Source organism: Streptomyces triticisoli, assembly GCF_003270085.1.
Lineage (GTDB): Bacteria > Actinomycetota > Actinomycetes > Streptomycetales > Streptomycetaceae > Streptomyces > Streptomyces triticisoli.
On record NZ_QFDQ01000199.1, the window covers coordinates 1 to 25,769 of the forward strand.

Genomic DNA, 25,769 nt, shown 5'->3' on the forward strand with positions numbered 1-25,769 from the left:
TGGCGGTCCTGCGCGACGGCGCCCGGGAGTCGGCCCTGCGGCTGCGCGAGAAGGACTCCGCCACGGAGGTCCTCACGGGCGCGTCCGGGTCCCGGGGGGCGGCGGCGCGCCAGGCGTCCAGCCACTCGGGGCGCGAGCGGGCGAAGGCGGCCAGCCGGGTCGCGTACCGGTCGCGGTCCTCCCAGCGAACCTGCCGGCGGGTGGCGGCGAGCAGGCCGGCGGCGGGCCCGTACGCGCCCCGGGCGGCGGCGACCAGCACCGGGCCGAGGTGTTCGTCGGGCGCGTCGAGGAGCACCTCGTCGTCGGCGGGGAGTCCGGCGGCGGGGCACGGCGCGCCTCTGGCCGTACGGGTGGAGCGGATGAACAGAGGGAGCAGAGCCATGGTGTCGACCATTGAAAGCCGCAGGTCGCGGACGCGCCAGAGGGTGCGGGCAAGCCGGGGAAAGTTGTACGGCGGACGGTCAAGAGAGAGTAAAAGGTGCCCGCTCGGTGACTGAGGTTCCCGGACCGCACACCTAGTTCCGCCGCAGCAGCCGGGTCGCCCCCGCCGCCACCGTGGTGGCCAGGGTCCAGCCGAGGAGGATCAGGGCCGCGGCGAGCCACTGCCAGCCGCCGCTCAGCCGCCACTCGCTCGCCTGGCCGAGGTCGACGACCGGCAGGAGCAGGTCCAGGGCGAAGAGGGCGGGGTTCCACGGGGGATGCTCGCCCGGGTCGCCGGCCGGCCGGCCGGCGCGCGCGAACGCGAGCGAACCCGCCGCCCACAGCACGGCCATCCACACCGCGGCCCGGCCCGGCCGGTACCCGTAGGCCACCGTCCAGTCCTGGACGTAGCCCACGAGCTTGGCGGCGAGCGGCAGGGTCTCGCGGCGGCGGCGATGCTTGGCCAGCAGCACCTCGCGCGCGTCCTCGTCCTCGCCCGCCTCCCGCAACACGGCGGCCAGCCGCTCGTACGGCTCCGGGTTGTACTCGGCGGTCGCCGCCGCCACCCAGTCCAGGCGCTCGGTCAGCGGGAACGGGCCCCGCGGCACCAGGTTCTCGTAGACGAAGCCGCCCATGTGCAGACTGCCCGGGCCGGGCCAGCTGCTCGCCCGGTCGACGAGGGTGACGGTCCGCGCCCCGGACAGCACCACCTTGCCGCGCGCCGGTTTCTCCCCGAGGAAGCGCAGCTCGGGCGTCTGCACCCGGCGCAGCGACAGCTCCTGCTCGTCGGTGAAGGAGAACCGGGCCCGCTCCAGGTCGACCGCGTCCCCGAACCGCCCGTCGTCCAGCCGCACCCCGCCCCGGCACTCGAAGGGCTGGACCCGCGTCCCGCGCGCGGGGGTCGCACCGCTCGGCGGGCCGCCCAGGCCCGCCGGGGTGAGGTACAGGGTGCGCTCGACGGTCAGCTGGGGCGCGTTCAGCGCGAACCGCGCCTGCGCGCCCGCCAGCCGCGCCCCGCGCAGGTTCAGCGAGACGCCGATCTTCGCGCCGCGCAGGCTGAACTCGCCGTGCGCCCGCAGCAGCTCCGCCTGGAGGTCCTGGCCGACCGTCATCCCGTCGGCGGCGATCGAGCGGCCCGCGCGGTCCTGGTGCACGACCGCCTGGTTGAGCAGCAGATCCGTGCCGATCTGCGCGTCGGTGAGCCGTATCCCGCCCGGGAACCGGCAGCGCGGCAGGTGCAGATCGCCCTCGATGTGCACACGGGCCGCCTCCAGCCGCGGCACCGAGCAGTCCACCAGCCGTACGGTCGTGAAGCGGGCCTCCGGCAGGAGGACCTCCCGCTCGAACCGGCAGCCCTTCATCTCCACGTACGGCACCACGATGCCCCCGGCGAGGTCCAGGGAGCCCGCGATCCGCAGGCCGGTCAGCTTCAGGGACGACACCCGTCCGGCGAGCGCGGGCGGGCCGTCCAGCAGCAGCCAGCAGACGACACGCGCGCGTACGGTCCGCTCGGGGCCCCAGGGCAGTTCGCCGTGCGGGTCGTCGACCGCGGCGTCCCCGCTGCGCAGGTCGTACACGCTCCCGTTGCGGAAGGCCTGCCACATTCCCGCCTCGATGGCGGTCAGGTTCCCGGGCGTGTCCCTGGGCGTGTCCCCGGTGCGGGTGTCGGCCCCCTCGGTCACGGCCTTCCCTCCTTTCCCGGCTACTCGTGGGTTCTGCGGCGCGTACAACGGGTCATGCCCGCTGTGTGACGGACTGAACGCGAACAGTGACGAACCTTTTTCCGTGGGGGCCGGGGGAGACCGGAGTCCGGAAGTCGCGGGGTTCCGTATCAGCCACTGATACGGGCGGACGGGGCCCGTGCGCGGTCTGAGAGAATTGAAACCGTGATCTCCCGAATCGATCTGCGCGGCGACGCCCTTCCCGAGGGCCCTGCCCTGCGCGACCTGCTGCCCCGAGCCGACTTCGACGTATCGACCGCCCTGGAGAAGGTGCGTCCGATCTGCGAGGCCGTGCATCATCGTGGCGACGCGGCACTGATCGACTTCGCCGAGAAGTTCGACGGCGTACGGCTGGAATCGGTGCGGGTCCCGGCCCGGGCCCTCAAGGACGCGCTGGAGCGGCTGGACCCGGCCGTGCGCGCCGCCCTGGAGGAATCCATCCGGCGCGCCCGGCTCGTCCACCGCGAGCAGCGCCGCACCACCCGCACCACCCAGGTGGTGCCCGGCGGCTCGGTGACCGAGAAGTGGGTGCCGGTCGAGCGCGTCGGGCTGTACGCGCCGGGCGGCCGGTCGGTCTACCCGTCCTCCGTGATCATGAACGCCGTGCCCGCCCAGGAGGCCGGCGTCGAGTCGATCGCGCTCGCCTCCCCGCCTCAGGCGCCCGCTTTTGAAAATGATCCAGCCGACGGCCTGCCGCACCCGACGATCCTCGCCGCCTGCGCCCTCCTCGGCGTCGACGAGGTGTACGCGGCCGGTGGCGCCCAGGCCGTCGCGATGTTCGCGTACGGCACCGAGTCCTGCCCGCCCGCCAACATGGTCACCGGCCCCGGCAACATCTGGGTCGCCGCCGCCAAGCGCTACTTCACCGGCAGGATCGGCATCGACACCGAGGCCGGCCCGACCGAGATCGCGATCCTCGCCGACGCCACGGCCGACCCCGTGCACGTCGCCTCCGACCTGATCAGCCAGGCCGAGCACGACCCGCTGGCCGCCGCCGTCCTGGTCACCGACTCCGTGGAGCTCGCCGACGCGGTCGAGGAGGAGCTTCAGCCGCAGGTCGCGGCGACCAAGCACGTCGAGGACCGGATCCGCCCGGCCCTGTCCGGCAAGCAGTCCGCGATCGTCCTGGTCGACGGCCTGGACGAGGGCCTGCGCGTGGTCGACGCCTACGGCGCCGAGCACCTGGAGATCCAGACCGCCGACGCCGCCGCGGTCGCCGACCGGGTGCGCAACGCCGGCGCGATCTTCGTCGGCCCCTGGGCGCCGGTCTCCCTCGGCGACTACGCGGCCGGCTCCAACCACGTGCTGCCGACCGGCGGCTGCGCCTGCCACTCCTCCGGCCTGTCCGTGCAGTCCTTCCTGCGCGGCATCCACATCGTGGACTACACCGAGGACGCCCTCGCGGAGGTCGCCCACCACGTGGTGACGCTGGCCGAGGCGGAGGACCTGCCGGCGCACGGCGCGGCGATCAAGGCGAGGTTCGGGTGGAAGGTGCCGACGGCCAAGTGAGCTTCGAAATCGACGATCTTCCCGTCCGGGACGAGCTGCGCGGCAAGTCCCCCTACGGCGCGCCCCAGCTGGACGTCCCCGTACGGCTGAACACCAACGAGAACCCCTACCCGCTGCCCGAGCCGCTGGTCGAGCGGATCGCCGAGCGGGTGCGTGAGGCGGCCCGGAACCTGAACCGTTATCCGGACCGGGACGCGGTGGAACTGCGTACCGGACTCGCCCGGTACCTGACGAAGAGTTCCGGGTACCCCGTCGGCGTCGACAACGTGTGGGCGGCCAACGGTTCCAACGAGGTCATCCAGCAGCTGCTGCAGACCTTCGGCGGTCCGGGCCGCACCGCGATCGGCTTCGAGCCGTCGTACTCCATGCACACGCTCATCGCGCGCTCCACGGGCACGGGCTGGATCTCCGGGCCGCGGGCCGAGGACTTCACGATCGACCTCCCCGCCGCCGAGAAGGCGATCGCCGAGCACCGCCCGGACGTCGTCTTCGTCACCACACCCAACAACCCCACGGGCAACACGGTCCCGGCCGAGACGGTCCTCGCGCTGTACGAGGCCGCGCAGGCGGCGAAGCCGTCCATGGTGATCGTGGACGAGGCGTACGTCGAGTTCAGCCACGGCGCCTCGCTGCTGCCGCTGCTGGACGGCCGACCGCACCTCGTCGTCTCGCGGACCATGTCGAAGGCGTTCGGCGCCGCCGGGCTGCGCCTGGGCTACCTCGCCGCGCACCCGGCGGTCGTGGACGCCGTCCAGCTGGTCCGACTGCCGTACCACCTGTCGGCGGTCACGCAGGCGACGGCGCTGGCCGCCCTGGAACACACCGACACCCTGCTCGGCTACGTCGAGCAGCTGAAGTCCGAGCGTGACCGGCTGGTCGCCGAACTGCGTGCGACCGGCTACGAGGTGACGGAGTCGGACGCCAACTTCATCCAGTTCGGGCGGTTCGAGGACTCCCACACCGCCTGGCAGAGGATCCTGGACCGGGGTGTCCTGGTCCGTGACAACGGCGTACCGGGGTGGCTGCGGGTCACCGCCGGGACGCCGGCGGAGAACGACGCGTTCCTCGACGCGGTCCGCGAACTGAAGAAGGAACAGGAGCAGAGCACATGAGCCGCGTCGGACGCGTGGAGCGCACCACCAAGGAGACCTCGGTCCTCGTCGAGATCGACCTCGACGGCACCGGCAAGGCCGACATCGCCACCGGAGTCGGCTTCTACGACCACATGCTCGACCAGATCGCCCGGCACGGTCTGTTCGACCTGACCGTGAAGACCGACGGCGACCTGCACATCGACTCCCACCACACCATCGAGGACACCGCCCTCGCGCTCGGCGCCGCCTTCAGGCAGGCGCTCGGCGACAAGGCGGGCATCTACCGCTTCGGCAACTGCACGGTCCCGCTGGACGAGTCCCTCGCCCAGGTCACCGTCGACCTGTCCGGCCGCCCCTACCTGGTGCACACCGAGCCCGAGAAGATGGCGCCGATGATCGGCGAGTACGACACCACGATGACCCGGCACATCCTGGAGTCCTTCGTCGCCCAGGCCCAGATCGCGCTGCACGTGCACGTGCCCTACGGGCGCAACGCGCACCACATCGTGGAGTGCCAGTTCAAGGCGCTGGCCCGGGCCCTGCGGTACGCCTCCGAGCGGGATCCGCGCGCGGCGGGCATCATCCCGTCCACGAAGGGCGCGCTGTGACCGGTCTGTCGACCCTGCTGATCGTCGTCGGTCTGTTCCTGGTCGGCGGCATCATCTCCTTCGTCAAGCAGCAGATGCCCAAGAGCCTCGTCGTGCTGCTGTCCCTCGGTGCGGCGCTGTGCCTCGTCGCGGGCGTGATGCGGCTGGAGGTGTGGAATTGACCAACCCCGGCACGGCCAGGAAGGTCGTCGTCTTCGACTACGGCTTCGGCAACGTGCGCTCGGCCGAGCGGGCCCTCGCGCGCGCGGGGGCCGAGGTCGAGATCACCCGTGACTACGACAGGGCGATGAACGCCCACGGCCTGCTGGTGCCGGGCGTGGGCGCCTTCGACGCCTGCATGCGGGGACTGAAGGAGGCGCGCGGCGACTGGGTCATCGAGCGCCGGCTGGCCGGCGGGCGCCCGGTGCTGGGCATCTGCGTCGGCATGCAGATCCTCTTCGCGCGCGGCATCGAGCACGGGGTGGAGACCGAGGGCCTGGACGAGTGGCCCGGCACGGTCGAGCCGCTCCAGGCGGACGTCGTGCCCCACATGGGCTGGAACACCGTCGATGCGCCGGCCGGCTCGGAGCTGTTCGCCGGCCTGGACGCCGACGCCCGCTTCTACTTCGTGCACTCCTACGCCGTCCACGACTGGCGACTGGAGACGAACAACCCGGTGCTGCGTGCCCCCAAGGTCACCTGGGCCACCCACGGCAAGCCCTTCGTGGCCGCCGTGGAGAACGACGCCCTGTGGGCCACGCAGTTCCACCCCGAGAAGTCCGGCGACGCCGGAGCGCAGCTGCTGAACAACTGGATCGGAACCCTCTGATGGCTTCGAAGCTCGAACTCCTCCCCGCCGTCGACGTCCGCGACGGCCAGGCCGTCCGCCTCGTGCACGGCGAGTCCGGGACCGAGACCTCCTACGGCTCTCCCCTCGAGGCCGCCCTGACCTGGCAGCGCTCGGGCGCCGAGTGGCTGCACCTGGTCGACCTCGACGCCGCGTTCGGCACCGGCGACAACCGCGAGATGATCGCCGAGGTCGCCAAGGCGATGGACATCAAGGTGGAGCTGTCCGGCGGCATCCGCGACGACGACACGCTCGCCGCCGCCCTGGCCACGGGCTGCACGCGCGTGAACCTGGGGACCGCCGCCCTGGAGACCCCCGAGTGGGTCGCCAGGGTCATCGCCGAGCACGGCGACAGGATCGCGGTCGGCCTGGACGTACGGGGCACCACCCTGCGCGGCCGCGGCTGGACCCGCGACGGCGGCGACCTGTACGAGACGCTGGAGCGCCTCAACAAGGAGGGCTGCGCGCGCTACGTCGTCACCGACATCGCCAAGGACGGCACGCTGCAGGGCCCCAACCTGGAGCTGCTGAAGGACGTGTGCGCGGCGACGGACCGCCCGGTGGTGGCCTCCGGCGGCGTCTCCTCGCTCGACGACCTCCGTGCGATCGCCGACCTCGTGCCGCTCGGTGTCGAGGGCGCCATCGTCGGGAAGGCCCTGTACGCGAAGGCGTTCACCCTGGAAGAGGCCCTGGAGGCAGTGTCGCGATGACGTCCGATGCCGTACGGCGCGTGCAGAGCGGAAGTCCCTGGGAAGAGATCTTCGGTTTCGCGCGCGCCGTCGCGGCGGGCGACCGTGTTCTGGTGGCCGGCACGACGTCCTTCAAGGGCAGAGTGCTGTACGGGGAGGGCGACCCGTACGAACAGGCCAAGGTGGCTTTCACCAGCGCGGTGGAGGCGATCGGCAGGTTCGGGCTCGGCATCGAGTCCGTGATCCGTACGCGGATGTACCTGAGCCATGCGCGGGACGTGGACGACGTGGGCCGGGCCCACAAGGAACTGTTCGACCGGGTGCGTCCCGCCTCGACCCTGCTGGTCGTGGAGGGCTTCGTCGATCCGCGCATCCTGGTCGAAGTCGAAGTAGAGGCATACAGAGGAGCCGTGGAGTCATGACCCTGGCGGTCCGAGTCATCCCCTGCCTGGACGTGGACAACGGCCGGGTCGTCAAGGGCGTCAACTTCCAGAACCTGCGGGACGCGGGCGACCCCGTCGAGATGGCCAAGGTGTACGACGCCGAGGGCGCCGACGAGCTGACGTTCCTGGACATCACCGCGTCCTCGGGCAACCGGGAGACGACGTACGACGTGGTGCGCCGCACCGCCGAGCAGGTGTTCATCCCGCTGACGGTCGGCGGCGGCGTCCGTACGGCCGAGGACGTGGACCGGCTGCTGCGGGCGGGCGCGGACAAGGTGGGCGTCAACACGGCAGCGATCGCGCGCCCCGACCTGATCCGGGAGATCGCCGAGCGCTTCGGCCGTCAGGTGCTGGTCCTGTCGGTCGACGCCCGCCGGACCCCCTCCGGGAGCTTCGAGGTGACCACCCACGGCGGCCGCCGCGGCACCGGCATCGACGCGGTCGAGTGGGCCCACCGGGCGGCCGAACTGGGCGCGGGCGAGATCCTGCTCAACTCCATGGACGCCGACGGCACCAAGGACGGCTACGACCTGGAGATGATCACCGCCGTCCGCAAGCACGTCACGGTCCCGGTGATCGCCTCGGGCGGCGCCGGCCGGCTCACCGACTTCCCGCCGGCGATCGCCGCGGGCGCGGACGCGGTGCTGGCCGCCTCGGTGTTCCACTTCGGGGACCTGCGCATCGGACAGGTCAAGGAGACTCTGCGGGAAGCGGGACACCCGGTCCGTTGACCACCGTGCCCCCCACGTCCGACGGCACGGCCGCCGGAACATCCGCCGACGCGTCCGCGCCGGAGCGCCCCGCCCACCGTGACGGCAACGTCCTGCGATGGCTCGCCGCCTACACGGCCTCGATGCTCGGCGACAACATCTACTACATCGCCCTGTCCTGGGCGGCGGTCCGGGCGGGGACGCCCGCGCAGGCCGGGGTCGTCATGGCGGTCAGCGCGCTGCCCAGGGCCCTGCTCATGCTGGGCGGGGGAGTGGTCGCCGACCGGTTCGGGCCGCGCAGGGTCGTCATCGGCAGCGACGTCGTGCGGTGCGCGGCCGTGCTCGCGGTGGCGGCGCTGCTCTGGGCGACCGGCCCCGGGCTGTGGCCGCTGGCCGTGCTCGCCCTCGTCTTCGGCACCGTCGACGCCGTGTTCATGCCGGCCGTGGGCGCCCTCCCCGCGCGCGTGACGAGCCGGGGGCAGCTCGCGCGCGTGCAGGGCATGCGGGGGCTGGCGATCCGGTTCGCGAGCGTCGTCGGCGCGCCGCTCGGCGGTCTCGGCGTCGCGCTCGGGGGCGCGGCGGCGGCGTTCGGGCTCGCCGGGCTGCTGATCGCCGTGTCCGTGCCGCTGCTGGTCTCCATACGGATCCGGGAGCTGCCGCCGGACGACAGCGCGGGCACCGGCCCCGACACCGCCTGGCGGGACCTGGTGGGCGGCCTGCGCTACATCCGCCGCCACCGCGTCCTCGCCCCGCTGATGCTGGCCATCGCCCTCGGCGACCTCGGCTTCGTCGGCCCGCTCAACGTCGGCCTGGCCCTGCTGGCCGACGAGCGCGGCTGGGGCGCCTCCGGCATGGGCTGGGCGCTGGCCGGGTTCGGCGCCGGGGCGGGCGCGGCCTCGCTGTTGCTGACCGTGCGCGGCCGGCTGCCGCGCGCCGGACACGTGGCCGGGTACGCGATCATCGTCGGCTCCGTGGCCATCGGTGCCCTCGCCCACGCTCCGAGCGTCGTCGCCGCCACCGGGGTGGCCGTGCTGATCGGCCTCCTCACCGGCCTCAGCGGCGCCCTGTGCGGGGCACTGCTGCAGACCCAGTCCGACCCTGCCTACCTCGGGCGGGTCACCGCCGTGTCCGGTCTGGTCAGCCTGGGCCTCACGCCGCTGAGCATGCCGCTGTCCGCCGCGGCGATCGGGGTCTGGGGGACCGGCCCGGTGTTCGCCGTCAGCGCGGTGGTGTGCGGGCTGGGCGGTGTCGTCGCCCTGGCCGCCCGCGACCTGCGGCGCGTCGAACTGCCCCGCTGACCGCCGTCTCGCGGGGAGCGGGGCTCCGCGGGCGGCGGGTCGGAGTCCCGGGGTCAGAGTCCCAGCTGCTTGCTCTCCGACAGCTTCGAGATCGCGTCCTTGTCGCCTTCCACCTCGACGCGGGCGGCACTCTGCCGGCCGAACGCGAACAGCAGCAGCTCCGACGGCTCGCCCGTCACCGTCACCACCGGCGTGCCCCGGTGGGCGACGACCGTCTCCCCGTTGGGACGGCGCAGGACCAGGCCCGTCGGGATGCCCCGGCCCAGCAGCCGGGCGGTGCGCTCCAGGCGGGACCACAGGGTCTCCTGGAAGACCGGGTCGAGCTCGCGCGGCGACCAGTCGGGCTGGGCACGGCGCACGTCCTCGGCGTGGACGTAGAACTCGACGGTGTTGGCCACCTCGTCGATCTGCTTGAGCTGGAAGGGTGAGAAGCGCGGCGGGCCGGTACGGATCAGCTGGATCAGCTCCTCGTACGGCTTGGCCGTGTACTCCTCCATCACCTTCTGCAGACGGGGTGCGAGCTGCTTGATCAGCTGGCCGCCGACCGCGTCGGGGCGCCGCTCGCGCACCACCATGTGCGCGGCGAGGTCACGGGTGAGCCAGCCCTCGCAGAGGGTGGGCGCATCCGGACCGGCGGTCTCCAAGAGATCGGCGAGCAGAAGCCGTTCACGCTTGGCAAAGGTCGACATGGGGTCAGCCTACGACTACGCAGCGGGTCCGCACAGTGGACAACACGGCCACGCCGTCCGTCCCGCACGGCACAATGGCACCCATGACCAGCACGCCCGGAACACCCCCCACCAGCAGTCTCGCCCCCGAGATCGCGGCGCGCCTCAGGCGCAGCGCCGACGGACTCCTGCCCGCGATCGCCCAGCAGTACGACACCGGCGAGGTGCTGATGCTCGGCTGGATGGACGACGAGGCACTGCACCGCACGCTGACCACCGGCCGCTGCACCTACTGGTCGCGCAGCCGCCGGGAGTACTGGGTCAAGGGCGACACCTCCGGGCACGTGCAGCACGTCAGGTCCGTCGCCCTCGACTGCGACGCCGACACCGTGCTGGTCAAGGTCGACCAGGTGGGAGCCGCATGCCACACCGGCGACCGCACCTGCTTCGACGCCGACGTCCTGCTCAAGGACGTGCGGGACACCGGTTCCGGCGCACGGGCCGAAGGTCAGTAGGGTCGGCCGCCATGGACCTCGAGACGTTCCGCAAGCTGGCCGGCGACCGCCGCGTCATCCCGGTCACCCGCAAGCTCCTCGCCGACGGCGACACCCCGGTCGCGCTCTACCGCAAGCTCGCCGCCGAGCGCCCCGGCACCTTCCTGCTGGAGTCCGCCGAGAACGGCCGTACCGCGTACACCTGGTCCCGCTACTCCTTCGTCGGCGTCCGCAGCGCCGCCACCCTCACCGAGCGCGGCGGCCAGGCCCACTGGCTCGGCACGCCGCCGGTCGGCGTCCCCGCCGAGGGCGACCCGCTCGCCGCCCTGCGCGCCACCGTCGAGGCCCTGCACACCCCCCGCGACCTCGCCCAGGACCTGGGCCTGCCGCCCTTCACCGGCGGCATGGTCGGCTACCTCGGCTACGACATCGTGCGCCGCCTGGAGAAGATCGGCCCCGGCGAGCGGGACGGCAGTGATCCGACAAGCGTGCCCGAGCTGACCATGCTGCTCACCTCCGACCTCGCGGTCCTCGACCACTGGGACGGCACGGTCCTGCTGATCGCCAACGCGATCAACCACAACGACCTGGACACCGGCGTCGACGAGGCCCACGCCGACGCCGTGGCCCGCCTGGACGCCATGGAGGCGGACCTGTCCCGCCCCGTCGCCCAGCCCCCGGCCGCGCTGCCGCCCTCCGAACTGCCCGAGTACACCGCCCTGTGGGGCGGCAAGGACTTCCAGGCGGCCGTGGACGACGTCAAGGAGCGCATCCGCGCCGGCGAGGCCTTCCAGGTCGTCCCCTCGCAGCGCTTCGAGACGCCGTGCACGGCGAGCGCGCTGGACGTCTACCGCGTCCTGCGGGCCACCAACCCCTCGCCGTACATGTACCTGTTCCGTTTCGACGGATTCGACGTCGTCGGCTCCAGCCCGGAAGCGCTGGTGAAGGTCGAGGACGGGCGGGCCCTGGTGCACCCCATCGCCGGCACCCGGCCGCGCGGCGCCACCCCGCAGGAGGACCAGGCGCTGGCCGAGGAACTGCTCGCCGACCCCAAGGAGCGCGCAGAGCACCTGATGCTCGTCGACCTCGGACGCAACGACCTGGGCCGGGTCTGCGAACCGGGCTCCGTCGAGGTCGTCGACTTCATGTCCATCGAGCGGTACTCGCACGTGATGCACATCGTCTCCACCGTGACCGGGCGGGTCGCGGCGGGCCGTACCGCCTTCGACGTGCTCACCGCCTGCTTCCCGGCCGGCACCCTGTCCGGCGCGCCGAAGCCGCGGGCGATGCAGATCATCGACGAACTCGAGCCGTCCCGGCGCGGGCTGTACGGCGGCTGCGTCGGCTACCTGGACTTCGCCGGCGACTCCGACACCGCCATCGCCATCCGCACCGCCCTGCTGCGCGACGGCACGGCCTACGTCCAGGCGGGCGCCGGCATCGTCGCCGACTCCGACCCGGTCGCCGAGGACACCGAGTGCCGCAACAAGGCGGCAGCCGTACTGCGCGCCGTGCACACCGCCAACCGGCTGGAGCGGCAGGACGCTTCCCACGTCCCGCACGCGAACCCCCGGGTGACGGGTCACCCGGGGTCCGAGCGATAGTGGAGTACGTGACTGCTGCTGCGCCTGACCCCCGTCCCGAAGCCGCCCCCGCCCGGACCGGCCGCCGGAGCCTCGCCGTCGCCCTGCTGTGCGGGGCGCTCGGCGCGGCCGTGGCGCTGCTGGCCAGCCGGCAGCGCTGGGCGGAGGGCACCGCGACAGTGGCCGGCGGGGCCTTCCCCCTGACCGCCAAGGGCAGCGAGGTCACCGGTGTGCCCGCGGCGCTCGCCATAGTGGGCCTGGCCGCGCTCGTCGCCGTCTTCGCCGTCCGCCGCTCCGGCCGCGTCCTGGTCGCCGTCCTGCTCGCGCTGTCCGGCGCCGGCACGGTCGCCGCCGCCCTGCTCGGCGCCTCCGACAGCTCCGCCCTCGACGAGAAGGCCGCCCGGACCGCCGGCGACACCGCCGCGACCGCCGCCGCGCTCAGCCACACCGGCTGGCCCTACGTCGCGGCCACCGGCGGTGTGCTGCTCCTCCTCGCCGGCCTGCTCGCCCTGCGTTACGGCCGCCTGTGGCCGGCCATGTCCGGCCGCTACGAGCGCTCCGGGGCGCCCCGCTCCCGCGCGCCCCGCCCGGTCGACCCCGACCGCCCGGAGGACCTGTGGAAGGCCCTGGACCGCGGCGAGGACCCCACCGGCACCGAATCCGCCTGACCACCGCCCCGAGCGGCGCCTTCCCGCCATGAGGAAACATGTGAGGAAACGGGTGTGGCGAGGAGCCACCCCCGCTCACGGCACGTGCGCGCGTACGGGACAATGGACGCGAGCGTCCGGCTCAGACACGTATACAGCAACGAGGAGCAAGTCATGGCGGGCAGCAGCCACCACGGTCACACCCCGGCCGCCTGGACCGGTGTCATCATCGCCTTCATCGGTTTCTGCGTCGCGGGCGCCTTCATGGTCATGGCTCAGCCGGTCGGCTTCTGGGTCGGCATCGCCCTCACGCTGCTCGGCGCTGTCGTCGGCGGCATCATGCGCATGATGGGCCTCGGACAGAAGGACGAGCACCCGGTCCACCAGGTCGGAAGCAGGCAGGAGGACCGCGAGCCGGCCCGCGCCGAGAGCTGAGGTCCACTCGGCGGACCCGCAGGACGCGAGAGGTCGAGGGGCGGCCCCGGGCCGCCCCTCGCGCGCGCATGCGACCGATCCGGGGCAGAATGCGGGGCGTGAACGCCGACAGCCAGAGGGTGACGCACGGCCGGACGCCCATACCGCGCCCGAGGCGCACGCAGGACGAGCCGGCCGTCCCGATGCGCGCCACGGCCGTGCTGGGCCGGCTCGCCGTCCCCGCCGGGGTCCTGACCGCCGTCGCCGGCGCCTTCGCCTACGTCGGGGCCGTGGACCCCAACGAACCCGGCCACTACCCGGTGTGCCCCCTGCTGCGCTACGCGGGCGTCTACTGCCCCGGCTGCGGCGGGCTGCGCAGCGCCCACGCCATCGTCCACGGGGACGTCCCGGCGGCCCTGCACGCCAACGCCCTGGCCGTCGTGGCCTTCCTGGCCTTCGCCGTGCTCTGGACGCTCTGGGCGGTCCGCGCGGCCCGCGGGAGGCCACCGCGTTTCGCACCCGGGCCGGTGCACCTGTGGAGCCTCGGCGTGCTCCTGGTGGCGTTCACCGTTGTCCGGAACCTGCCGTTCGGCGGCTGGCTCCACCCTTGACCAGCCTTGATCGACCGGCGTATGTCCAGTTGGTGGGATCGCCGCCGACCGGATGCGAGGCCCGCGCCCCGCTCCGGCTACCATCGCAGTGACCACCGGTTTTCGCCCGCTTGATCTACTTGGTCTGCCGGACCGCGCCGGATCCACTCGATTCGCCGGATCCGCCCGATCCGCCCCGGGCGGGCCGCCGGAGGCCGCTCGGTCAGAACAGTCCACCGTCTGGAAGGGGGCCGCTCGCGTGAGTGTGCTCGACGAGATCATCGACGGAGTCCGTGCCGACCTTTCGGAGCGGCAGGCGCGCGTCAGCCTCGACGAGCTCAAGGAGCGCGCGGCCAAGGCTCCCGCGGCCAAGGACGGCATGGCCGCGCTCAAGGGCGACGGCGTCAAGGTGATCTGCGAGGTCAAGCGCTCCAGCCCGTCCAAGGGCGCGCTGGCCGCGATCGCCGACCCGGCCGCTCTCGCCGCGGACTACGAGGCCGGCGGCGCCTCCGTCATCTCGGTGCTCACCGAGGAGCGCCGCTTCGGCGGTTCGCTGGCGGACCTGGAGGCGGTCCGCGCGCGCGTGGACGTCCCCCTTCTGCGCAAGGACTTCATCGTCACCTCGTACCAGCTGTGGGAGGCCCGGGCCTACGGCGCCGACCTCGCCCTGCTGATCGTCGCCGCCCTCGACCAGCCGGCCCTGGAGTCGCTGATCGAGCGCGCGGTGTCCATCGGACTCACCCCGCTCGTCGAGGCCCACGACGAGGAGGAGGTCGAGCGCGCAGTGGCCGCCGGCGCCAAGGTGATCGGCGTCAACGCGCGCAACCTGAAGACGCTCGAGGTCGACCGCGACACCTTCGAGCGCGTGGCGCCGGAGATCCCGGACGGCATCGTCAAGATCGCCGAGTCCGGAATCCGCGGCCCGCACGACCTCATCGCCTACGCCAACGCCGGCGCCGACGCGGTCCTGGTCGGCGAGTCCCTCGTCACCGGCCGCGACCCGAAGACGGCGGTCGCCGACCTGGTGGCGGCCGGGGCGCACCCGGCACTGCGGCACGGACGGAGCTGACCCGTGCCGCTCCGCACCCGGCCCTTCCGGGACCCGCACGCCCGCCTCGCGCGCGGCTGCCGGCCCCGGGGCTGCCGCGCGCCCGCACGGCGCGTGCACGGCCGCAGGGTGCGGTACCACATCGGCGACGAGCCGGGGCAGGTGAACGGCATGCGATGGCAGCGCCCCCGAAGGGGCGCGGGGTTGTGCCCGGTCATGCGGCTCCGCCGCGCGGGCGCGGCCGGCCACGGACGGCCGGCAGCCGCCTGACAACCCCGCCCCCACGGCGACTGGTGTCCACCCACTCACCGCACTCACCGTGAGGTTTCCGCATGCCCAGCGAGTTCTTCATCCCCGACCCGGAGGGCCAGGTCCCCAGCCCCGAAGGCTACTTCGGGGCGTTCGGCGGCAAGTTCATCCCGGAGGCGCTCGTCGCCGCCGTGGACGAGGTCGCCGTCGAGTACGACAAGGCGAAGGCCGACCCCGAGTTCGCCCGCGAGCTCGACGACCTGCTCGCCCACTACACCGGCCGGCCCAGCGCCCTGACCGAGGTGCCCCGCTTCGCCGAGCACGCCGGCGGTGCCCGCGTGTTCCTCAAGCGCGAGGACCTCAACCACACCGGCTCCCACAAGATCAACAATGTGCTCGGCCAGGCCCTGCTCACCAAGCGCATGGGCAAGACCCGCGTGATCGCGGAGACCGGTGCCGGCCAGCACGGCGTCGCGACCGCCACCGCCTGCGCCCTGTTCGGGCTTCAGTGCACGATCTACATGGGCGAGATCGACACCAGGCGGCAGGCCCTGAACGTCGCCCGGATGCGCATGCTCGGCGCCGAGGTGGTGGCCGTGAAGTCCGGCAGCCGCACCCTGAAGGACGCCATCAACGAGGCGTTCCGCGACTGGGTCGCCAACGTCGACCGCACCCACTACCTGTTCGGCACCGTCGCCGGGCCGCACCCCTTCCCGGCCATGGTCCGCGACTTCCACCGGGTCATCGGCGTCGAGGCCCGCCGCCAGCTCCTTCAGCGCGCCGGGCGCCTGCCCGACGCGGCCGTCGCCTGCGTCGGCGGCGGCTCCAACGCCATCGGCCTTTTCCACGCCTTCATCCCGGACACCGGCGTACGCCTCATCGGCTGCGAGCCCGCCGGGCACGGCGTCGAGACCGGCGAGCACGCGGCCACGCTGACCGCCGGCGAGCCCGGCATCCTGCACGGCTCCCGCTCCTACGTCCTGCAGGACGAGGAGGGCCAGATCACCGAGCCGTACTCGATCTCGGCCGGTCTGGACTACCCGGGCATCGGCCCCGAGCACTCCTACCTGAAGGACTCCGGGCGCGGCGAGTACCGCGCGATCACCGACGACGAGGCCATGCGGGCGCTGCGCCTGCTGTCGCGCACCGAGGGCATCATCCCGGCGATCGAGAGCGCCCACGCGCTGGCCGGCGCCCTTCAGGTCGGCCGGGAGCTGGGTGGGGACGGGCTGATCGTGGTCAACCTGTCCGGGCGCGGCGACAAGGACATGGACACCGCCGCCCGCTACTTCGACCTGTACGACACCGACGCCGAGGTGGCCGCCGACGAGGCCGACACCGCCGAGATCGAGGGGGACGCCAAGTGAGCGGCGCTGCATCAGCGGGCGGGAAGGGCCAGCTGCTGAACGACACCCTCGCGGGCGCCAGGGCGGAGGGCCGGTCCGCGCTCATCGCCTATCTGCCGGCCGGCTTCCCGACCGTGGACGGCGGCATCGACGCGATCAAGGCCGTCTTCGACGGCGGCGCGGACATCGTCGAGGTCGGGCTGCCGCACAGCGACCCGGTCCTGGACGGGCCCGTCATCCAGACCGCCGACGACATCGCGCTGCGCGGCGGCCTCAGGATCGCGGACGTGATGCGGACGGTCAGGGAGGCCCACGCGGCCACCGGCAAGCCCGTGCTCGTCATGACGTACTGGAACCCGGTCGACCGCTACGGCGTCGAGCGGTTCACCGCCGAGCTCGCCGAGGCGGGCGGCGCCGGCTGCATCCTGCCGGACCTGCCGGTCCAGGAGTCGGCGCCGTGGCGGGAGCACGCCGAGAAGCACGGCCTCGCGACGGTGTTCGTGGTGGCGCCCAGCAGCAAGGACGAGCGGCTCGCCGAGATCACCGCGGCGGGCTCCGGGTTCGTCTACGCCGCTTCGCTGATGGGCGTCACCGGCACCCGCGAGTCGGTGGGCACGCAGGCCCGGGAACTGGTCGAGCGGACCCGGGCCACCGGCACCGGCCTGCCCGTGTGCGTCGGTCTCGGCGTCTCCAACCGCGCCCAGGCCGCCGAGGTCGCCGGCTTCGCCGACGGCGTGATCGTCGGCTCCGCCTTCGTCAAGCGGATGCTGGACGCCCCGGACCCCGCGGCCGGCCTCGAGGCGATCCGCGCGCTCGCCGGCGAGCTGGCGAGCGGCGTGCGCGGACAGGCCTAGCGAAAGATTCGGTCACCCGAACGGGTGGTCCTGGGGCCGGGGAGGCGCAATGCGCCTCCCCGGTTCGTTCTGGGGGTGTGAGCGAGAAGAACCATCAGGGAAAGCGCACCGCCCGGCAGCGGCTGGCGGTCGAGCGCGAGAAGCAGAAGGCCGCGGAGCGGCGGCGGCGCACGCTGATCGTGGCCGCGACCGTCGTGTGCGTCCTGGGGCTGGCGGCGGTGATCGGCCTGTTGGCCGCCAATTCCGGCAAGAGCAAGAAGAGCAGCGCGGGGCCGGTCGTCGCGCCCTCGGGCGCGCAGGGCAAGGACAGTCTGGCGATCCCGGTCGGCAAGGACGGCGCCAAGTCGACGCTCACCATCTGGGAGGACTTCCGCTGCCCGGCCTGCCAGGCCTTCGAGGCGGCGTACCGACCGGTGCTCCGTGAGCTGACCGGCTCCGGCAAGCTCAAAGTCGAGTACCACCTGGTCAGGCTGATCGACGGCAACCTCGGCGGCACCGGCTCGCTGCGCGCGGCCAACGCGGCGGCCTGCGCCCAGGACGCCGGGAAGTTCCCCGCGTACCACGACGTGCTGTTCGAGAACCAGCCCAAGGAAGCCGACGACGCCTACGCCGACAACGACAAGCTCATCCAGCTGGCCGGCAAGGTGAGCGGCCTGGACACCCCCGCCTTCACCACGTGCGTCAAGGGCGGCACGCACGACAGCTGGGTCGACAAGTCCCACGAGGCCTTCGGGAGCCACGCCTTCTCGGGCACCCCGACCGTCCTGCTGAACGGGAAGGACATCCTGCAGGACCGGACCATGACCCCGACGAAGCTGAAGCAGGAGGTGGAGGCGGCCGACAAGGGATGACAGAGGGACGACCGGCGGATGGCCGGGGGAGGACCGAACGAGAGCGAGGAGAGGAGTGCGGCGCCGGGCCTGTTATGGAGCCGTAGCCGGGCTGCTTGACGTGACCCCGCTCCGGCTGCGGTAGCGTCGACCCTGCCATGGAACTTGCCTACATTCCCAGTCCGTCGCGCGGGGTGCTGTACCTCGGCCCGATTCCGCTGCGCGGCTACGCGTTCTGCATCATCATCGGCGTCTTCGTTGCCGTCTGGCTCGGCAACAAGCGCTGGATCGCCCGTGGCGGGCGGGCCGGCACGGTGGCCGACATCGCAGTCTGGGCCGTACCGTTCGGCCTGGTCGGCGGCCGGCTCTACCACGTGATCACGGACTACGAGCTGTACTTCAGCGAGGGCCGTGACTGGGTGGACGCCCTCAAGGTGTGGGAGGGCGGTCTCGGCATCTGGGGCGCGATCGCGCTCGGCGCGCTGGGCGCGTGGATCGGCGCCCGGCGCCGGGGCATCCCGATGCCGGCGTACGCCGACGCGGTGGCGCCGGGCATCGCCTTCGCGCAGGCGATCGGCCGCTGGGGCAACTGGTTCAACCAGGAGCTGTACGGCCGGGAGACGGACGTTCCCTGGGCGGTGCACATCACCTCCGCGGCGGACGGCCGGGTGCCGGGGTACTACCACCCGACGTTCCTGTACGAGTCGCTGTGGTGCGTCGGTGTCGCGCTGCTGGTGATCTGGGCGGACCGCCGCTTCAGGATGGGGCACGGAAGGGCGTTCGCGCTGTACGTCGCCGCGTACTGCGCGGGCCGCTTCTGGATCGAGTACATGCGTGTCGACGAGGCCCACCACATCCTGGGCCTGCGGCTGAACAACTGGACCGCGATGATCGTCTTCCTGCTCGCGGTGGTCTACATCGGGGTGTCCGCCAAGAAGCGGCCGGGCCGGGAGGCCGAGGTCGAGCCGGGCGCCGAGGAGAGCGCCGAGGAGGACGCCGAGGCGCAGGATGCCGGGGACGCGAAGAAGGACGCGCCGGAAGCGTCCGGCGTGACCGAGGCGAGCGATGCGGCAGATGTGTCAGGTGTGACAGATGTGACAGAGGTGTCTGAAGTGGACGACGGAGCCGGGTCGGCGCGGAAGGGCTGACCGCCGGTCGTACGCGGACGAGGGCGCCCCGGACTCCGGGGCGCCCTCGTCGTGTCAGCACCGGCGGGCCAGTGCCAGGGTGCGCTGGGCCGCGGCCACCACCGCCGCGTCGATGAAGCGGCCGTCCGGCAGGGCCTGGGCACCGCGGTCCGTGGTGGCAGCCTTGACGATCGTCTCCGCTTCCTCCAGCTCTCGGTCGGTCGGCAGGTAGGCACGTTCGATGATCGGCAGCTGGCGGGGGTGGACGGCCGCGCGGCCGAGGAAGCCGAGGGCGCGGCCGTGCGCGCAGGAGGCCGCCAGGCCCTCCAGGTCACGGATGTCGGGGTGCACGGACTGGGCCGGCGGGGCGAGTCCGGCCGCGCGGGCGGCCACCACGACCCGGGCGCGGGACCAGTCCAGTCCGGAGTCCCGCTGCACGCCCAGGTCCGCCCGCAGGTCCGACTCGCCGATCGAGACGCCGCGCAGGCTGGGGTGCGCGGAGGCGATGGCGTAGGCGCGCTCGATGGCCAGGGCCGTCTCCAGGAGGGCGTACAGCGGGGGCCCCGGTCCGTCGGCCGGCGAGGGGCTCCGAGCGGTCTGTGCGCGTACCGCGACGCGGACGACCTGCTCGGCGGACGTCACCTTCGGCAGCCGCAGCCCGGCCAGACCCGGCCGGGGCGTCACCGCCGCCAGGTCCGCGGCGGCCAGCGGCCCGTCGACGGCGTTGACGCGCACGTGGACCGGGACCGGCGGCGGCTCGCTCAGCAGCTCGGCGGTGGCGGCGCGGGCGTACTCCTTGCGGTCCGGGGCGACCGCGTCCTCCAGGTCGACGACGACCACGTCCGCGCCGGAGGCGAGGGCCTTGGTGACGACGTGGGGGCGGTCGCCGGGGACGTACAGCCAGGTCAGCGGGGAGGGGACGAGGGACGTCACAGGGCGCCCTCCGTGCGCAGCGCGGCCAGTTCCTCCGGGGTGAGGCCCAGCTCGGTCAGCACCGCGTCCGTGTCCGCGCCGTGCGGACGGCCCGCCCAGCGGATGGCGCCCGGGGTGGCGGAGAGCCGGAAGAGGACGTTCTGCATGCGCAGCCGGCCGAGCTCCGGGTCGTACAGCGTGGTGAAGGTGCCCAGGGCCTGGTACTGCGGGTCGGCCATCACGTCCCGTACGTCCTGGATCGGCGCGATCGCCGCCTGGGCCTTCTCGAAGGCGGCCAGGACCTCGGTGCGGGTGTGCCGGGCGATCCAGCCGCCGACCGCCTCGTCGAGCACGTCGGCGTGCGCCGCCCGCTGAGCGCCGGTCGCGAACCACGGCTCCTCGATCAGCTCCGGGCGGCCCACCAGCCGCATCACACGTTCCGCGACCGACTGGGCGGAGGTCGAGACGGCCACCCAGGTGCCGTCCGAGGTGCGGTAGGTGTTGCGCGGGGCGTTGTTCTGGGTGCGGTTGCCGGTGCGGGGCTGGATGTGGCCGAGCTGGTCGTACCACAGGGGCTGCGGGCCGAGGACGGTCAGGATCGGCTCGATGATGGCCATGTCGACGATCTGTCCCTCGCCGGTGCGCTCCCGTGCCGCGAGCGCGGTCATCACCGCGTACGCCGTCGCCAGCCCCGCGATCGCGTCGGCGAGCCCGAACGGCGGGAGCGTCGGCGGTCCGTCCGGCTCGCCGGTGATCGCGGCGAACCCGCTCAGCGCCTCGGCGAGGGTGCCGAAGCCGGGGCGGGGCGCGTACGGGCCGAACTGTCCGAACCCGGTGACCCGGGCCAGGACCAGACGCGGATTGACCGCCGACAGCTCCGGCCAGCCCAGCCCCCACTTCTCCAGGGTGCCGGGCCGGAAGTTCTCCACGATCACGTCGGCGCCGGCGGCCAGCCGCAGCAGGGTGCGGCGGCCACCGGGCCTGGACAGGTCCAGCGTGATCGTGCGCTTGTTCCGGCCGAGCAGCTTCCACCACAGGCCGACACCGTTCTTCGACGGGCCGTGGCCGCGGGACGGGTCGGGTTTCGTCGGGTGCTCGACCTTGATCACCTCGGCGCCGAAGTCGCCGAGCATGGTGGCGGCGATCGGCCCGGCGAAGAGGGTGGCGAGATCGAGCACGCGGAGACCGGCGAGCGGCGGGGCCGTGGACTCCGCCTCGGGCGTGTGCGGCGTCATGGGCGGTACGCCTCCCGGTGGGTGAGCTCGGCCAGGGTGTCGAAGCCGATGCCGTTGAAGTCGCCGACGGAGGTGGCCAGCCGGTTCTTCAGCGGGGCCGTCCAGCGGTCGGGGAGAGCGGCCGGGGAACCGGTGAGCAGGGCGGCGACGGAGCCGGCCGTGGCGCCGTTGGAGTCGGTGTCCCAGCCGCCGGAGACGGCACGGCAGACGGAGCCGGTGAATTCGCCGTCGGCGTGGGTGAGGGCGGCGGCGATCAGGGCGGTGTTGGGGACGGCGTGGACCCAGTGGCAGGTGGCGGAGTGGGTGGCGTGGAGTTCGTCCACGACGGTGTCGAAGTCCTCGTGGGTCTGTGCCAGTCGGATGGCGTGGCGGACCGCCCGGGCGAGTCGGGAGCCGGGTGGTACGACGGTCAGGCCGGTGGCCAGACAGGCGTGGACGTCGTGCGTTCCGGTCGCCGCGGTGGCGATGACGGCGGCGGCGAACATCGCGGCGTAGACGCCGTTCGCGGTGTGGGTGAGGGTGGCGTCGCGGTGCGCCTGTTCGGCCGCGGCGGCCGGGGCGCCGGGGTTGGTCCAGCCGTGCAGGTCGGCGCGGATCAGGGCGCCGATCCACTCGCGGAAGGGGTTGCGGTGGCGGGCGGTGTGCGGGGGGTCGATGCCGAGGAGGAGGTTGCGGTAGGCGACGCGTTCGGCGGTGAAGGTGCGGCCGGCGGGGAGTTCGCCGAGCCAGAGGCGGGCTGCGTCGGTGGTGGTGAAGGCTCTGCCGTGGCGTTGCAGGAGGAGGAGGTTGAGGACGGGGTAGTTGAGGTCGTCGTCCTCGGGCATGCCGTCGATGTTCTCGGCGAGGGAGGTGGTCGCGGAGTGGCGGTTCCAGAGGTACTTGGCGAGGAGGTCGTCGGGGACGGCTTTTGCTGTGAACCAGGTGTTCAGGGGCCAGTTGCCGGTGGACCGGGCGAGTTGGCGGATGCCTTCCAGCGGGAGCTTTTCCACGGGCTTGCCCAGCAGGCAGCCTGCTGCTCGGCCCAGCCAGGCGGCTTCCAGACGGGCCCGGGTGGTGTGTGCTGTGGGAGTGGGGGCGCTCGCCCGCGCCGGCGGGGTGCCGCTGCGCCCACCCTTCCCCGAGCTCTCGGCTGCGCTCGAGCAGGGGGGACCCCCATCGCCCTGGGGGTCCCCCCAGGCGTTCAGCACTGGGGGAGGCACGAGACTGCCCGCAGGCTGGGCGGCACGACTGCCTGCAGGCTCTGCGCGTTGCGTCGGCCAGTCCGGGCACAGGGATCTGATCTTGGAGAGGTCTGTGGGTTCTGTGTCCGACAAGCTGCTGGGCAGCTCGGACAGTTCGTCCAGGAGGTCTTCTGCCAGGAGGCGTAGGTAGCGGGAGGCGGGCTGGGGGGACGCGCCCGCCCGGGGTGGGGCCTCCGGGCCGCCCGCGGCTCGCCAGCGGGCGGCGACGGCCGAGGGTTCGCGGCCGTCCTGGGCCGCCTGGCGCAGCTCGTGGCCCAGCAGGTCCTCCGGCTGGACCCAGGTCAGTCGGAGCATCCCGGCCCTCCCATCCCGGTGAACGCCCGCTCGTGGGCGCGGCGCCGCCGTACGTCCCGTTCGAAGATCTCCCGGGCCACCCCGGCCAGCGTGCGCCCCGGCTCCCACAGGTCCAGGCGGCTGGCCTCCGCCACCGTCTTCGCCCAGTCCTCCGGGACCGGCGAGCCCAGCGCTCCCGCCAGCGCCCCGGCCATCGTCGCGATGGAGTCGCAGTCGCGGCCGTAGTTCACCGCGCCGAGGACGGCCTGCCGGAAGTCGCCGCGGGCCACCGTCAGCATGCCCAGGGCGATGGGCAGTTCCTCGATCGCGTGCAACCGGGACGGGCGGCGAGCGCCCAGGGAGGGGTTGCGGTAGTCGGGGCCCACCGTGTCGTACGGCGCGACCGCCTCCCGCAGCGGGCCCAGCGCCGACTCGAAGTCGGTGTGGCGGCGGGCCACTTCGCAGACCTTCTCGATCGCGGCCCGGGTGCCGTCCTTCGCCGGCGACAGACACGCCGTCACCACCGAGTCCGGCGTCGCGCCCGGTGCGCACGCCGCCGCGACCCCGGCCGCGAGGACGCCCGCGGCCTCCCTGCCGTACGAGGACTGGTGGGCGCCGGCGATGTCGAGGGCCTCGGCGTACGCGGCCGCCGGGTTGGCCGCGTTGACCAGGCCGACCGGGGCCATGTACATCGCGGCGCCGCAGTTGACGATGTTGCCGGTGCCGGCCTCGCGGGGGTCGACGTGGCCGTAGTGCAGCCGTGCCACCAGCCACTTCTCCGCCAGGAAGATCCGGTGCAGCGGTAGCGCCTCCGCCTCCAGCTCCGGGATCCAGCGCGGGTTCGTCATCAGGTCGGGAACCAGGTGGTCGGCGATCGCGTAGGCGTCGAGGTGGTCGCGGACGCGCGCGTACACCCGCACCAGGGCGTGCGTCATCAGCGTGTCGTCGGTGACGTGGCCGTCTCCCTTGTGGTAGGGGGCGATGGGGCGGGCGGTGCGCCAGTCGTCGCCGTGCCAGGGGCCGACGATGCCGTGCACGCGGCCGCCGTGGCGTTCGAGGATTTGGTCGGGGGAGTGGCCCTCGACGGGGCCGCCGAGGGCGTCGCCGACGGCCGCTCCGACGAGCGCGCCGGTGATCCGCTCCTCCAGGCTCGCACCCCGGACCGCGTCTCGGACCGCACCCCGGACCGCGTCTCGGACCGCACCCCGGACCGCGTCTCGGGCCGTGTCTCGGCTCCGTTCTCCTCCGGTTGTCTCTCCTTTGGGTGTCATGCCCCGAATCATCCCCCCGGGGGCGTCGGTTGTTCGGCTTCGAGGAGTCCGGCGAGTTCCACGAGGTCGGTGCCGGTGAGGTGGGGCAGGACGCAGCCGGACAGGGTGCGGCAGGCCTCCCGCCAGGACTCCGGGACGGCCTCGGCGCCGCCCAGCGCACCGGTGAGCGCGCCCGCCAGGGCCGGGGCCGAGTCGGCCACCCGGGACAGGCAGGCGGCGGCCGGCAGTGCGTGGGCGATCCGGCCGCCCGCAGCGGTGGCCAGGGCGAGGGCGACCGGGACGGTCTCGGCGGCGGCGACGCCGTAGCTGTAGACGTGGTCGACGATCTGGTGCTCCAGCAGCGGTACGAGCGCGAACGCGCCCTCGGTGTCCTGGACGTCCCGGGCGAGGCGCAGGGCGTGCCGGGCGTTGCGGCCGATCTCCGTCTGCTCGGGCAGTTCGGCCAGCGCGGCCGTGACACAGGGCCCGACCTCCGCGCCCGCCAGCGCCAGGGCGAGCGCCGCGGCCATCGCGCGGGCGCCGTGGACGCCGTCGCCGTCCTGGGTGTAGCGGGCGTCGAACTCGGCCAGTGCGGCGGCGCGGTGGGGGTCGCCCGGGTGGGCGGTGGCCAGCACACAGGCCCGTACGCAGGCGGCGTCGTCGAAGTAGTGCGGGTTGTCGTGGCCGGTGGCGGGCGGGCGCAGTCCGGTCGCCAGGTTGCCGAGGCCGGCCCGCACGGAGATACGGGCGCGCAGCGGCAGCACCGCCGACTCGATCTCGGGGGCGCGTTCGGCCGCCGCCGCGACCTCGCCGGCCAGGGTGTTCCAGGTCAGGTCGATCGCGGCCCTGGTGCGCCGTTCCCGGCTGAGGTCGCCGAGCACGCCGTCGTCCCCGGCCCGCAGCAGGGCCTCCGCCGCGAACACCGCCCACTCGGCGTCGTCGGAGGGGCCGAGCCGCAACGGCTCCGAGGGCTGGTTGAGGGCGATGGGGACGGGAAGCGTGGTGGTGGCGTTCTGCTCGGCGAAGGCATCCAGCTCACGGGTGAGCCGCCTGGTCCACTCGGGCATCCGGGCGGCCCGGTGCCGCCCCGCGGGCCATCCGGCGGCATCCCCCGCGGCCAGCCCGAGCAGCAGCCCCTCGATCCGGCGCGTCACGACGGGACCCCGCTTCTGTCGTCGGCGGTGAGGACGTGTGCGGCGGGGACGCGTAACCGCTCGGGACCTCCGTGCCGTACGTCCGCTCGCTCCACCAGCAGGTCCGCCACCTCCAGTACGTGCCGCCCGGTCATCGACGGCAGGCAGCTGCCGCGGACCGGGGTGATGGCCGCTGCCCAGGGTTCGGGGATGGCCGAGGCGCCCTGGGTCGCGCCCGCCAGGGCGCCGGCGACCGCTGCCGTGGTGTCGGCGTCGCGGCCCATGTTCACGGCGGTGAGGACGGCGTCGCGGAAGTCGCCGTCGGCTGCCGCGTACGCGCCGAAGGCGAGGGCGACCGCCTCGGGGGCCAGGTCGGACCAGGGGTAGCCGGCGACGACGACCGCGGAGCGGACCGCGCGTTCGCCTCGGTGGGCGGCGGCCGTGGCCCGGCGCAGCGAGCGGGCGGTCCAGGAGTCGTCCGGGACGACGGCGAGTGCGGCCGCCACGACCGCGACCGGCGGCGCGCCCGCCATCGCCGCCGCGACTCCGGCGGCCAC

At 73.4% G+C, this 25,769-nt stretch carries 28 protein-coding genes and 1 pseudogene; 20 read left to right on the forward strand and 9 right to left on the reverse strand.

What is annotated here, in order from left to right; genetic code table 11:
- Together DEP02_RS25385 and DEP02_RS25390 are read right to left on the reverse strand one after the other, a co-directional pair.
- Positions 1 to 394, reverse strand: a pseudogene (locus DEP02_RS25385) (hypothetical protein); the annotation flags it as partial.
- A 121-nt stretch (positions 395 to 515) separates the two neighbouring features.
- Positions 516 to 2,102, reverse strand: coding sequence for an oxidoreductase (locus DEP02_RS25390; protein WP_112470015.1), 1,587 nt, complete (start codon positions 2,100 to 2,102; stop codon positions 516 to 518).
- A gap of 204 nt (positions 2,103 to 2,306) precedes the next feature.
- Here DEP02_RS25390 and hisD point away from each other — a divergent pair, with 204 nt between their 5' ends.
- The 9 genes from hisD to DEP02_RS25430 are packed head-to-tail and all read left to right on the forward strand — an operon-like array spanning position 2,307 to position 9,318.
- The gene (hisD, locus tag DEP02_RS25395; protein ID WP_112470016.1) at positions 2,307 to 3,650 is read left to right on the forward strand and encodes a histidinol dehydrogenase; all 1,344 of its coding nucleotides are present in this window, start codon (positions 2,307 to 2,309) and stop codon (positions 3,648 to 3,650) included.
- Entirely contained in the window at positions 3,647 to 4,762 is a 1,116-nt protein-coding gene (locus DEP02_RS25400) for a histidinol-phosphate transaminase (RefSeq protein ID WP_112470017.1), read from the forward strand. The genes hisD and DEP02_RS25400 overlap by 4 nt, the downstream gene beginning before the upstream one ends.
- On the forward strand, positions 4,759 to 5,352 hold the full coding sequence (gene hisB / locus DEP02_RS25405; protein WP_112470018.1) for an imidazoleglycerol-phosphate dehydratase HisB: 594 nt from the start codon (positions 4,759 to 4,761) through the stop codon (positions 5,350 to 5,352). Before DEP02_RS25400 ends, hisB begins: the two co-directional genes overlap by 4 nt.
- Positions 5,349 to 5,513 carry a CG2302 family histidine operon protein gene (locus DEP02_RS34145; RefSeq protein WP_198668585.1) on the forward strand — a complete coding sequence of 55 codons (165 nt, stop codon included), beginning with the start codon at positions 5,349 to 5,351 and terminating at the stop codon, positions 5,511 to 5,513. Before hisB ends, DEP02_RS34145 begins: the two co-directional genes overlap by 4 nt.
- Positions 5,510 to 6,160 carry an imidazole glycerol phosphate synthase subunit HisH gene (gene hisH, locus DEP02_RS25410; protein WP_438947796.1) on the forward strand — a complete coding sequence of 217 codons (651 nt, stop codon included), beginning with the start codon at positions 5,510 to 5,512 and terminating at the stop codon, positions 6,158 to 6,160. The genes DEP02_RS34145 and hisH overlap by 4 nt, the downstream gene beginning before the upstream one ends.
- Positions 6,160 to 6,888: a bifunctional 1-(5-phosphoribosyl)-5-((5-phosphoribosylamino)methylideneamino)imidazole-4-carboxamide isomerase/phosphoribosylanthranilate isomerase PriA gene (priA, locus tag DEP02_RS25415; protein ID WP_112470020.1), complete on the forward strand. Its 729-nt coding sequence runs from the start codon at positions 6,160 to 6,162 to the stop codon at positions 6,886 to 6,888. Before hisH ends, priA begins: the two co-directional genes overlap by 1 nt.
- Positions 6,885 to 7,289: a RidA family protein gene (locus DEP02_RS25420; RefSeq protein ID WP_112470021.1), complete on the forward strand. Its 405-nt coding sequence runs from the start codon at positions 6,885 to 6,887 to the stop codon at positions 7,287 to 7,289. The genes priA and DEP02_RS25420 overlap by 4 nt, the downstream gene beginning before the upstream one ends.
- Positions 7,286 to 8,041: an imidazole glycerol phosphate synthase subunit HisF gene (gene hisF / locus DEP02_RS25425; RefSeq protein WP_112470022.1), complete on the forward strand. Its 756-nt coding sequence runs from the start codon at positions 7,286 to 7,288 to the stop codon at positions 8,039 to 8,041. Before DEP02_RS25420 ends, hisF begins: the two co-directional genes overlap by 4 nt.
- Positions 8,042 to 8,046: 5 nt before the next feature.
- On the forward strand, positions 8,047 to 9,318 hold the full coding sequence (locus DEP02_RS25430; RefSeq protein ID WP_112470036.1) for an MFS transporter: 1,272 nt from the start codon (positions 8,047 to 8,049) through the stop codon (positions 9,316 to 9,318).
- 53 nt (positions 9,319 to 9,371) lie between these two features.
- Here DEP02_RS25430 and DEP02_RS25435 read toward each other — a convergent pair whose 3' ends face one another.
- On the reverse strand, positions 9,372 to 10,007 hold the full coding sequence (locus tag DEP02_RS25435) for a TIGR03085 family metal-binding protein (protein WP_112470023.1): 636 nt from the start codon (positions 10,005 to 10,007) through the stop codon (positions 9,372 to 9,374).
- 83 nt (positions 10,008 to 10,090) lie between these two features.
- Between DEP02_RS25435 and hisI the strand changes: the two genes are divergently transcribed.
- The 11 genes from hisI to lgt all read left to right on the forward strand — a co-directional run bounded on the left by hisI (position 10,091) and on the right by lgt (position 19,189).
- Positions 10,091 to 10,501: a phosphoribosyl-AMP cyclohydrolase gene (gene hisI / locus DEP02_RS25440; RefSeq protein ID WP_112470037.1), complete on the forward strand. Its 411-nt coding sequence runs from the start codon at positions 10,091 to 10,093 to the stop codon at positions 10,499 to 10,501.
- Between the two features lie 11 nt (positions 10,502 to 10,512).
- Positions 10,513 to 12,084 carry an anthranilate synthase component I gene (locus DEP02_RS25445; RefSeq protein WP_232839272.1) on the forward strand — a complete coding sequence of 524 codons (1,572 nt, stop codon included), beginning with the start codon at positions 10,513 to 10,515 and terminating at the stop codon, positions 12,082 to 12,084.
- Entirely contained in the window at positions 12,084 to 12,731 is a 648-nt protein-coding gene (locus DEP02_RS25450; protein WP_112470024.1) for a TIGR02234 family membrane protein, read from the forward strand. The genes DEP02_RS25445 and DEP02_RS25450 overlap by 1 nt, the downstream gene beginning before the upstream one ends.
- A gap of 153 nt (positions 12,732 to 12,884) precedes the next feature.
- Positions 12,885 to 13,145 carry an HGxxPAAW family protein gene (locus DEP02_RS25455; protein WP_112470025.1) on the forward strand — a complete coding sequence of 87 codons (261 nt, stop codon included), beginning with the start codon at positions 12,885 to 12,887 and terminating at the stop codon, positions 13,143 to 13,145.
- A gap of 89 nt (positions 13,146 to 13,234) precedes the next feature.
- Positions 13,235 to 13,735: a DUF2752 domain-containing protein gene (locus tag DEP02_RS25460; RefSeq protein WP_198668586.1), complete on the forward strand. Its 501-nt coding sequence runs from the start codon at positions 13,235 to 13,237 to the stop codon at positions 13,733 to 13,735.
- A 238-nt stretch (positions 13,736 to 13,973) separates the two neighbouring features.
- Positions 13,974 to 14,783, forward strand: a complete 810-nt coding sequence (gene trpC, locus DEP02_RS25465) for an indole-3-glycerol phosphate synthase TrpC (protein ID WP_112470026.1) — start codon at positions 13,974 to 13,976, stop codon at positions 14,781 to 14,783.
- Positions 14,784 to 14,786: 3 nt separating this feature from the next.
- On the forward strand, positions 14,787 to 15,032 hold the full coding sequence (trpM, locus tag DEP02_RS35590; protein WP_112470027.1) for a tryptophan biosynthesis modulator TrpM: 246 nt from the start codon (positions 14,787 to 14,789) through the stop codon (positions 15,030 to 15,032).
- A 62-nt stretch (positions 15,033 to 15,094) separates the two neighbouring features.
- The gene (trpB, locus tag DEP02_RS25475; protein WP_112470028.1) at positions 15,095 to 16,378 is read left to right on the forward strand and encodes a tryptophan synthase subunit beta; all 1,284 of its coding nucleotides are present in this window, start codon (positions 15,095 to 15,097) and stop codon (positions 16,376 to 16,378) included.
- The gene (trpA, locus tag DEP02_RS25480; protein WP_112470029.1) at positions 16,375 to 17,211 is read left to right on the forward strand and encodes a tryptophan synthase subunit alpha; all 837 of its coding nucleotides are present in this window, start codon (positions 16,375 to 16,377) and stop codon (positions 17,209 to 17,211) included. Before trpB ends, trpA begins: the two co-directional genes overlap by 4 nt.
- 77 nt (positions 17,212 to 17,288) lie before the next feature.
- Positions 17,289 to 18,062: a DsbA family protein gene (locus DEP02_RS25485; RefSeq protein WP_112470030.1), complete on the forward strand. Its 774-nt coding sequence runs from the start codon at positions 17,289 to 17,291 to the stop codon at positions 18,060 to 18,062.
- A gap of 137 nt (positions 18,063 to 18,199) precedes the next feature.
- Entirely contained in the window at positions 18,200 to 19,189 is a 990-nt protein-coding gene (lgt, locus tag DEP02_RS25490; protein WP_112470031.1) for a prolipoprotein diacylglyceryl transferase, read from the forward strand.
- Positions 19,190 to 19,243: 54 nt separating this feature from the next.
- Here the strand turns inward: lgt and DEP02_RS25495 are convergent, their stop codons facing one another.
- From DEP02_RS25495 to DEP02_RS25520, 6 genes are all read right to left on the reverse strand, one after another.
- Positions 19,244 to 20,101 carry an HpcH/HpaI aldolase/citrate lyase family protein gene (locus DEP02_RS25495; protein WP_112470032.1) on the reverse strand — a complete coding sequence of 286 codons (858 nt, stop codon included), beginning with the start codon at positions 20,099 to 20,101 and terminating at the stop codon, positions 19,244 to 19,246.
- Positions 20,098 to 21,315, reverse strand: coding sequence for a CaiB/BaiF CoA transferase family protein (locus DEP02_RS25500; RefSeq protein WP_112470033.1), 1,218 nt, complete (start codon positions 21,313 to 21,315; stop codon positions 20,098 to 20,100). Before DEP02_RS25500 ends, DEP02_RS25495 begins: the two co-directional genes overlap by 4 nt.
- Positions 21,312 to 22,850 (reverse strand): ADP-ribosylglycohydrolase family protein, encoded by a 1,539-nt coding sequence (locus DEP02_RS25505; protein WP_112470034.1) that lies wholly within the window; start codon positions 22,848 to 22,850, stop codon positions 21,312 to 21,314. The genes DEP02_RS25500 and DEP02_RS25505 overlap by 4 nt, the downstream gene beginning before the upstream one ends.
- The gene (locus DEP02_RS25510; RefSeq protein WP_232839273.1) at positions 22,838 to 24,100 is read right to left on the reverse strand and encodes an ADP-ribosylglycohydrolase family protein; all 1,263 of its coding nucleotides are present in this window, start codon (positions 24,098 to 24,100) and stop codon (positions 22,838 to 22,840) included. Before DEP02_RS25510 ends, DEP02_RS25505 begins: the two co-directional genes overlap by 13 nt.
- Before the next feature lie 8 nt (positions 24,101 to 24,108).
- A complete protein-coding gene (locus DEP02_RS25515; RefSeq protein ID WP_112470035.1) occupies positions 24,109 to 25,233 on the reverse strand; it encodes an ADP-ribosylglycohydrolase family protein in 1,125 nt (374 codons plus the stop codon).
- The coding region (locus tag DEP02_RS25520; protein WP_198668587.1) for an ADP-ribosylglycohydrolase family protein at positions 25,230 to 25,769 on the reverse strand (540 nt) is incomplete at its 5' end. The genes DEP02_RS25520 and DEP02_RS25515, both read right to left, overlap by 4 nt.

What these genes read in the sequence shown, in the direction of transcription:
- trpB (WP_112470028.1), top strand. Translation starts at nt 15,095, where the DNA reads ATGCCCAGCGAGTTCTTCATCCCCGACCCGGAGGGCCAGGTCCCCAGC.
- DEP02_RS25505 (WP_112470034.1), bottom strand. Translation starts at nt 22,850, where the DNA reads ATGCTCCGACTGACCTGGGTCCAGCCGGAGGACCTGCTGGGCCACGAG.
- priA (WP_112470020.1), top strand. Translation starts at nt 6,160, where the DNA reads ATGGCTTCGAAGCTCGAACTCCTCCCCGCCGTCGACGTCCGCGACGGC.
- hisF (WP_112470022.1), top strand. Translation starts at nt 7,286, where the DNA reads ATGACCCTGGCGGTCCGAGTCATCCCCTGCCTGGACGTGGACAACGGC.
- DEP02_RS25510 (WP_232839273.1), bottom strand. Translation starts at nt 24,100, where the DNA reads ATGACACCCAAAGGAGAGACAACCGGAGGAGAACGGAGCCGAGACACG.
- DEP02_RS25500 (WP_112470033.1), bottom strand. Translation starts at nt 21,315, where the DNA reads ATGACGCCGCACACGCCCGAGGCGGAGTCCACGGCCCCGCCGCTCGCC.
- DEP02_RS25435 (WP_112470023.1), bottom strand. Translation starts at nt 10,007, where the DNA reads ATGTCGACCTTTGCCAAGCGTGAACGGCTTCTGCTCGCCGATCTCTTG.
- DEP02_RS25460 (WP_198668586.1), top strand. Translation starts at nt 13,235, where the DNA reads ATGCGGGGCGTGAACGCCGACAGCCAGAGGGTGACGCACGGCCGGACG.
- DEP02_RS25455 (WP_112470025.1), top strand. Translation starts at nt 12,885, where the DNA reads ATGGCGGGCAGCAGCCACCACGGTCACACCCCGGCCGCCTGGACCGGT.
- lgt (WP_112470031.1), top strand. Translation starts at nt 18,200, where the DNA reads ATGGAACTTGCCTACATTCCCAGTCCGTCGCGCGGGGTGCTGTACCTC.
- DEP02_RS25420 (WP_112470021.1), top strand. Translation starts at nt 6,885, where the DNA reads ATGACGTCCGATGCCGTACGGCGCGTGCAGAGCGGAAGTCCCTGGGAA.
- hisI (WP_112470037.1), top strand. Translation starts at nt 10,091, where the DNA reads ATGACCAGCACGCCCGGAACACCCCCCACCAGCAGTCTCGCCCCCGAG.
- DEP02_RS25445 (WP_232839272.1), top strand. Translation starts at nt 10,513, where the DNA reads ATGGACCTCGAGACGTTCCGCAAGCTGGCCGGCGACCGCCGCGTCATC.
- hisB (WP_112470018.1), top strand. Translation starts at nt 4,759, where the DNA reads ATGAGCCGCGTCGGACGCGTGGAGCGCACCACCAAGGAGACCTCGGTC.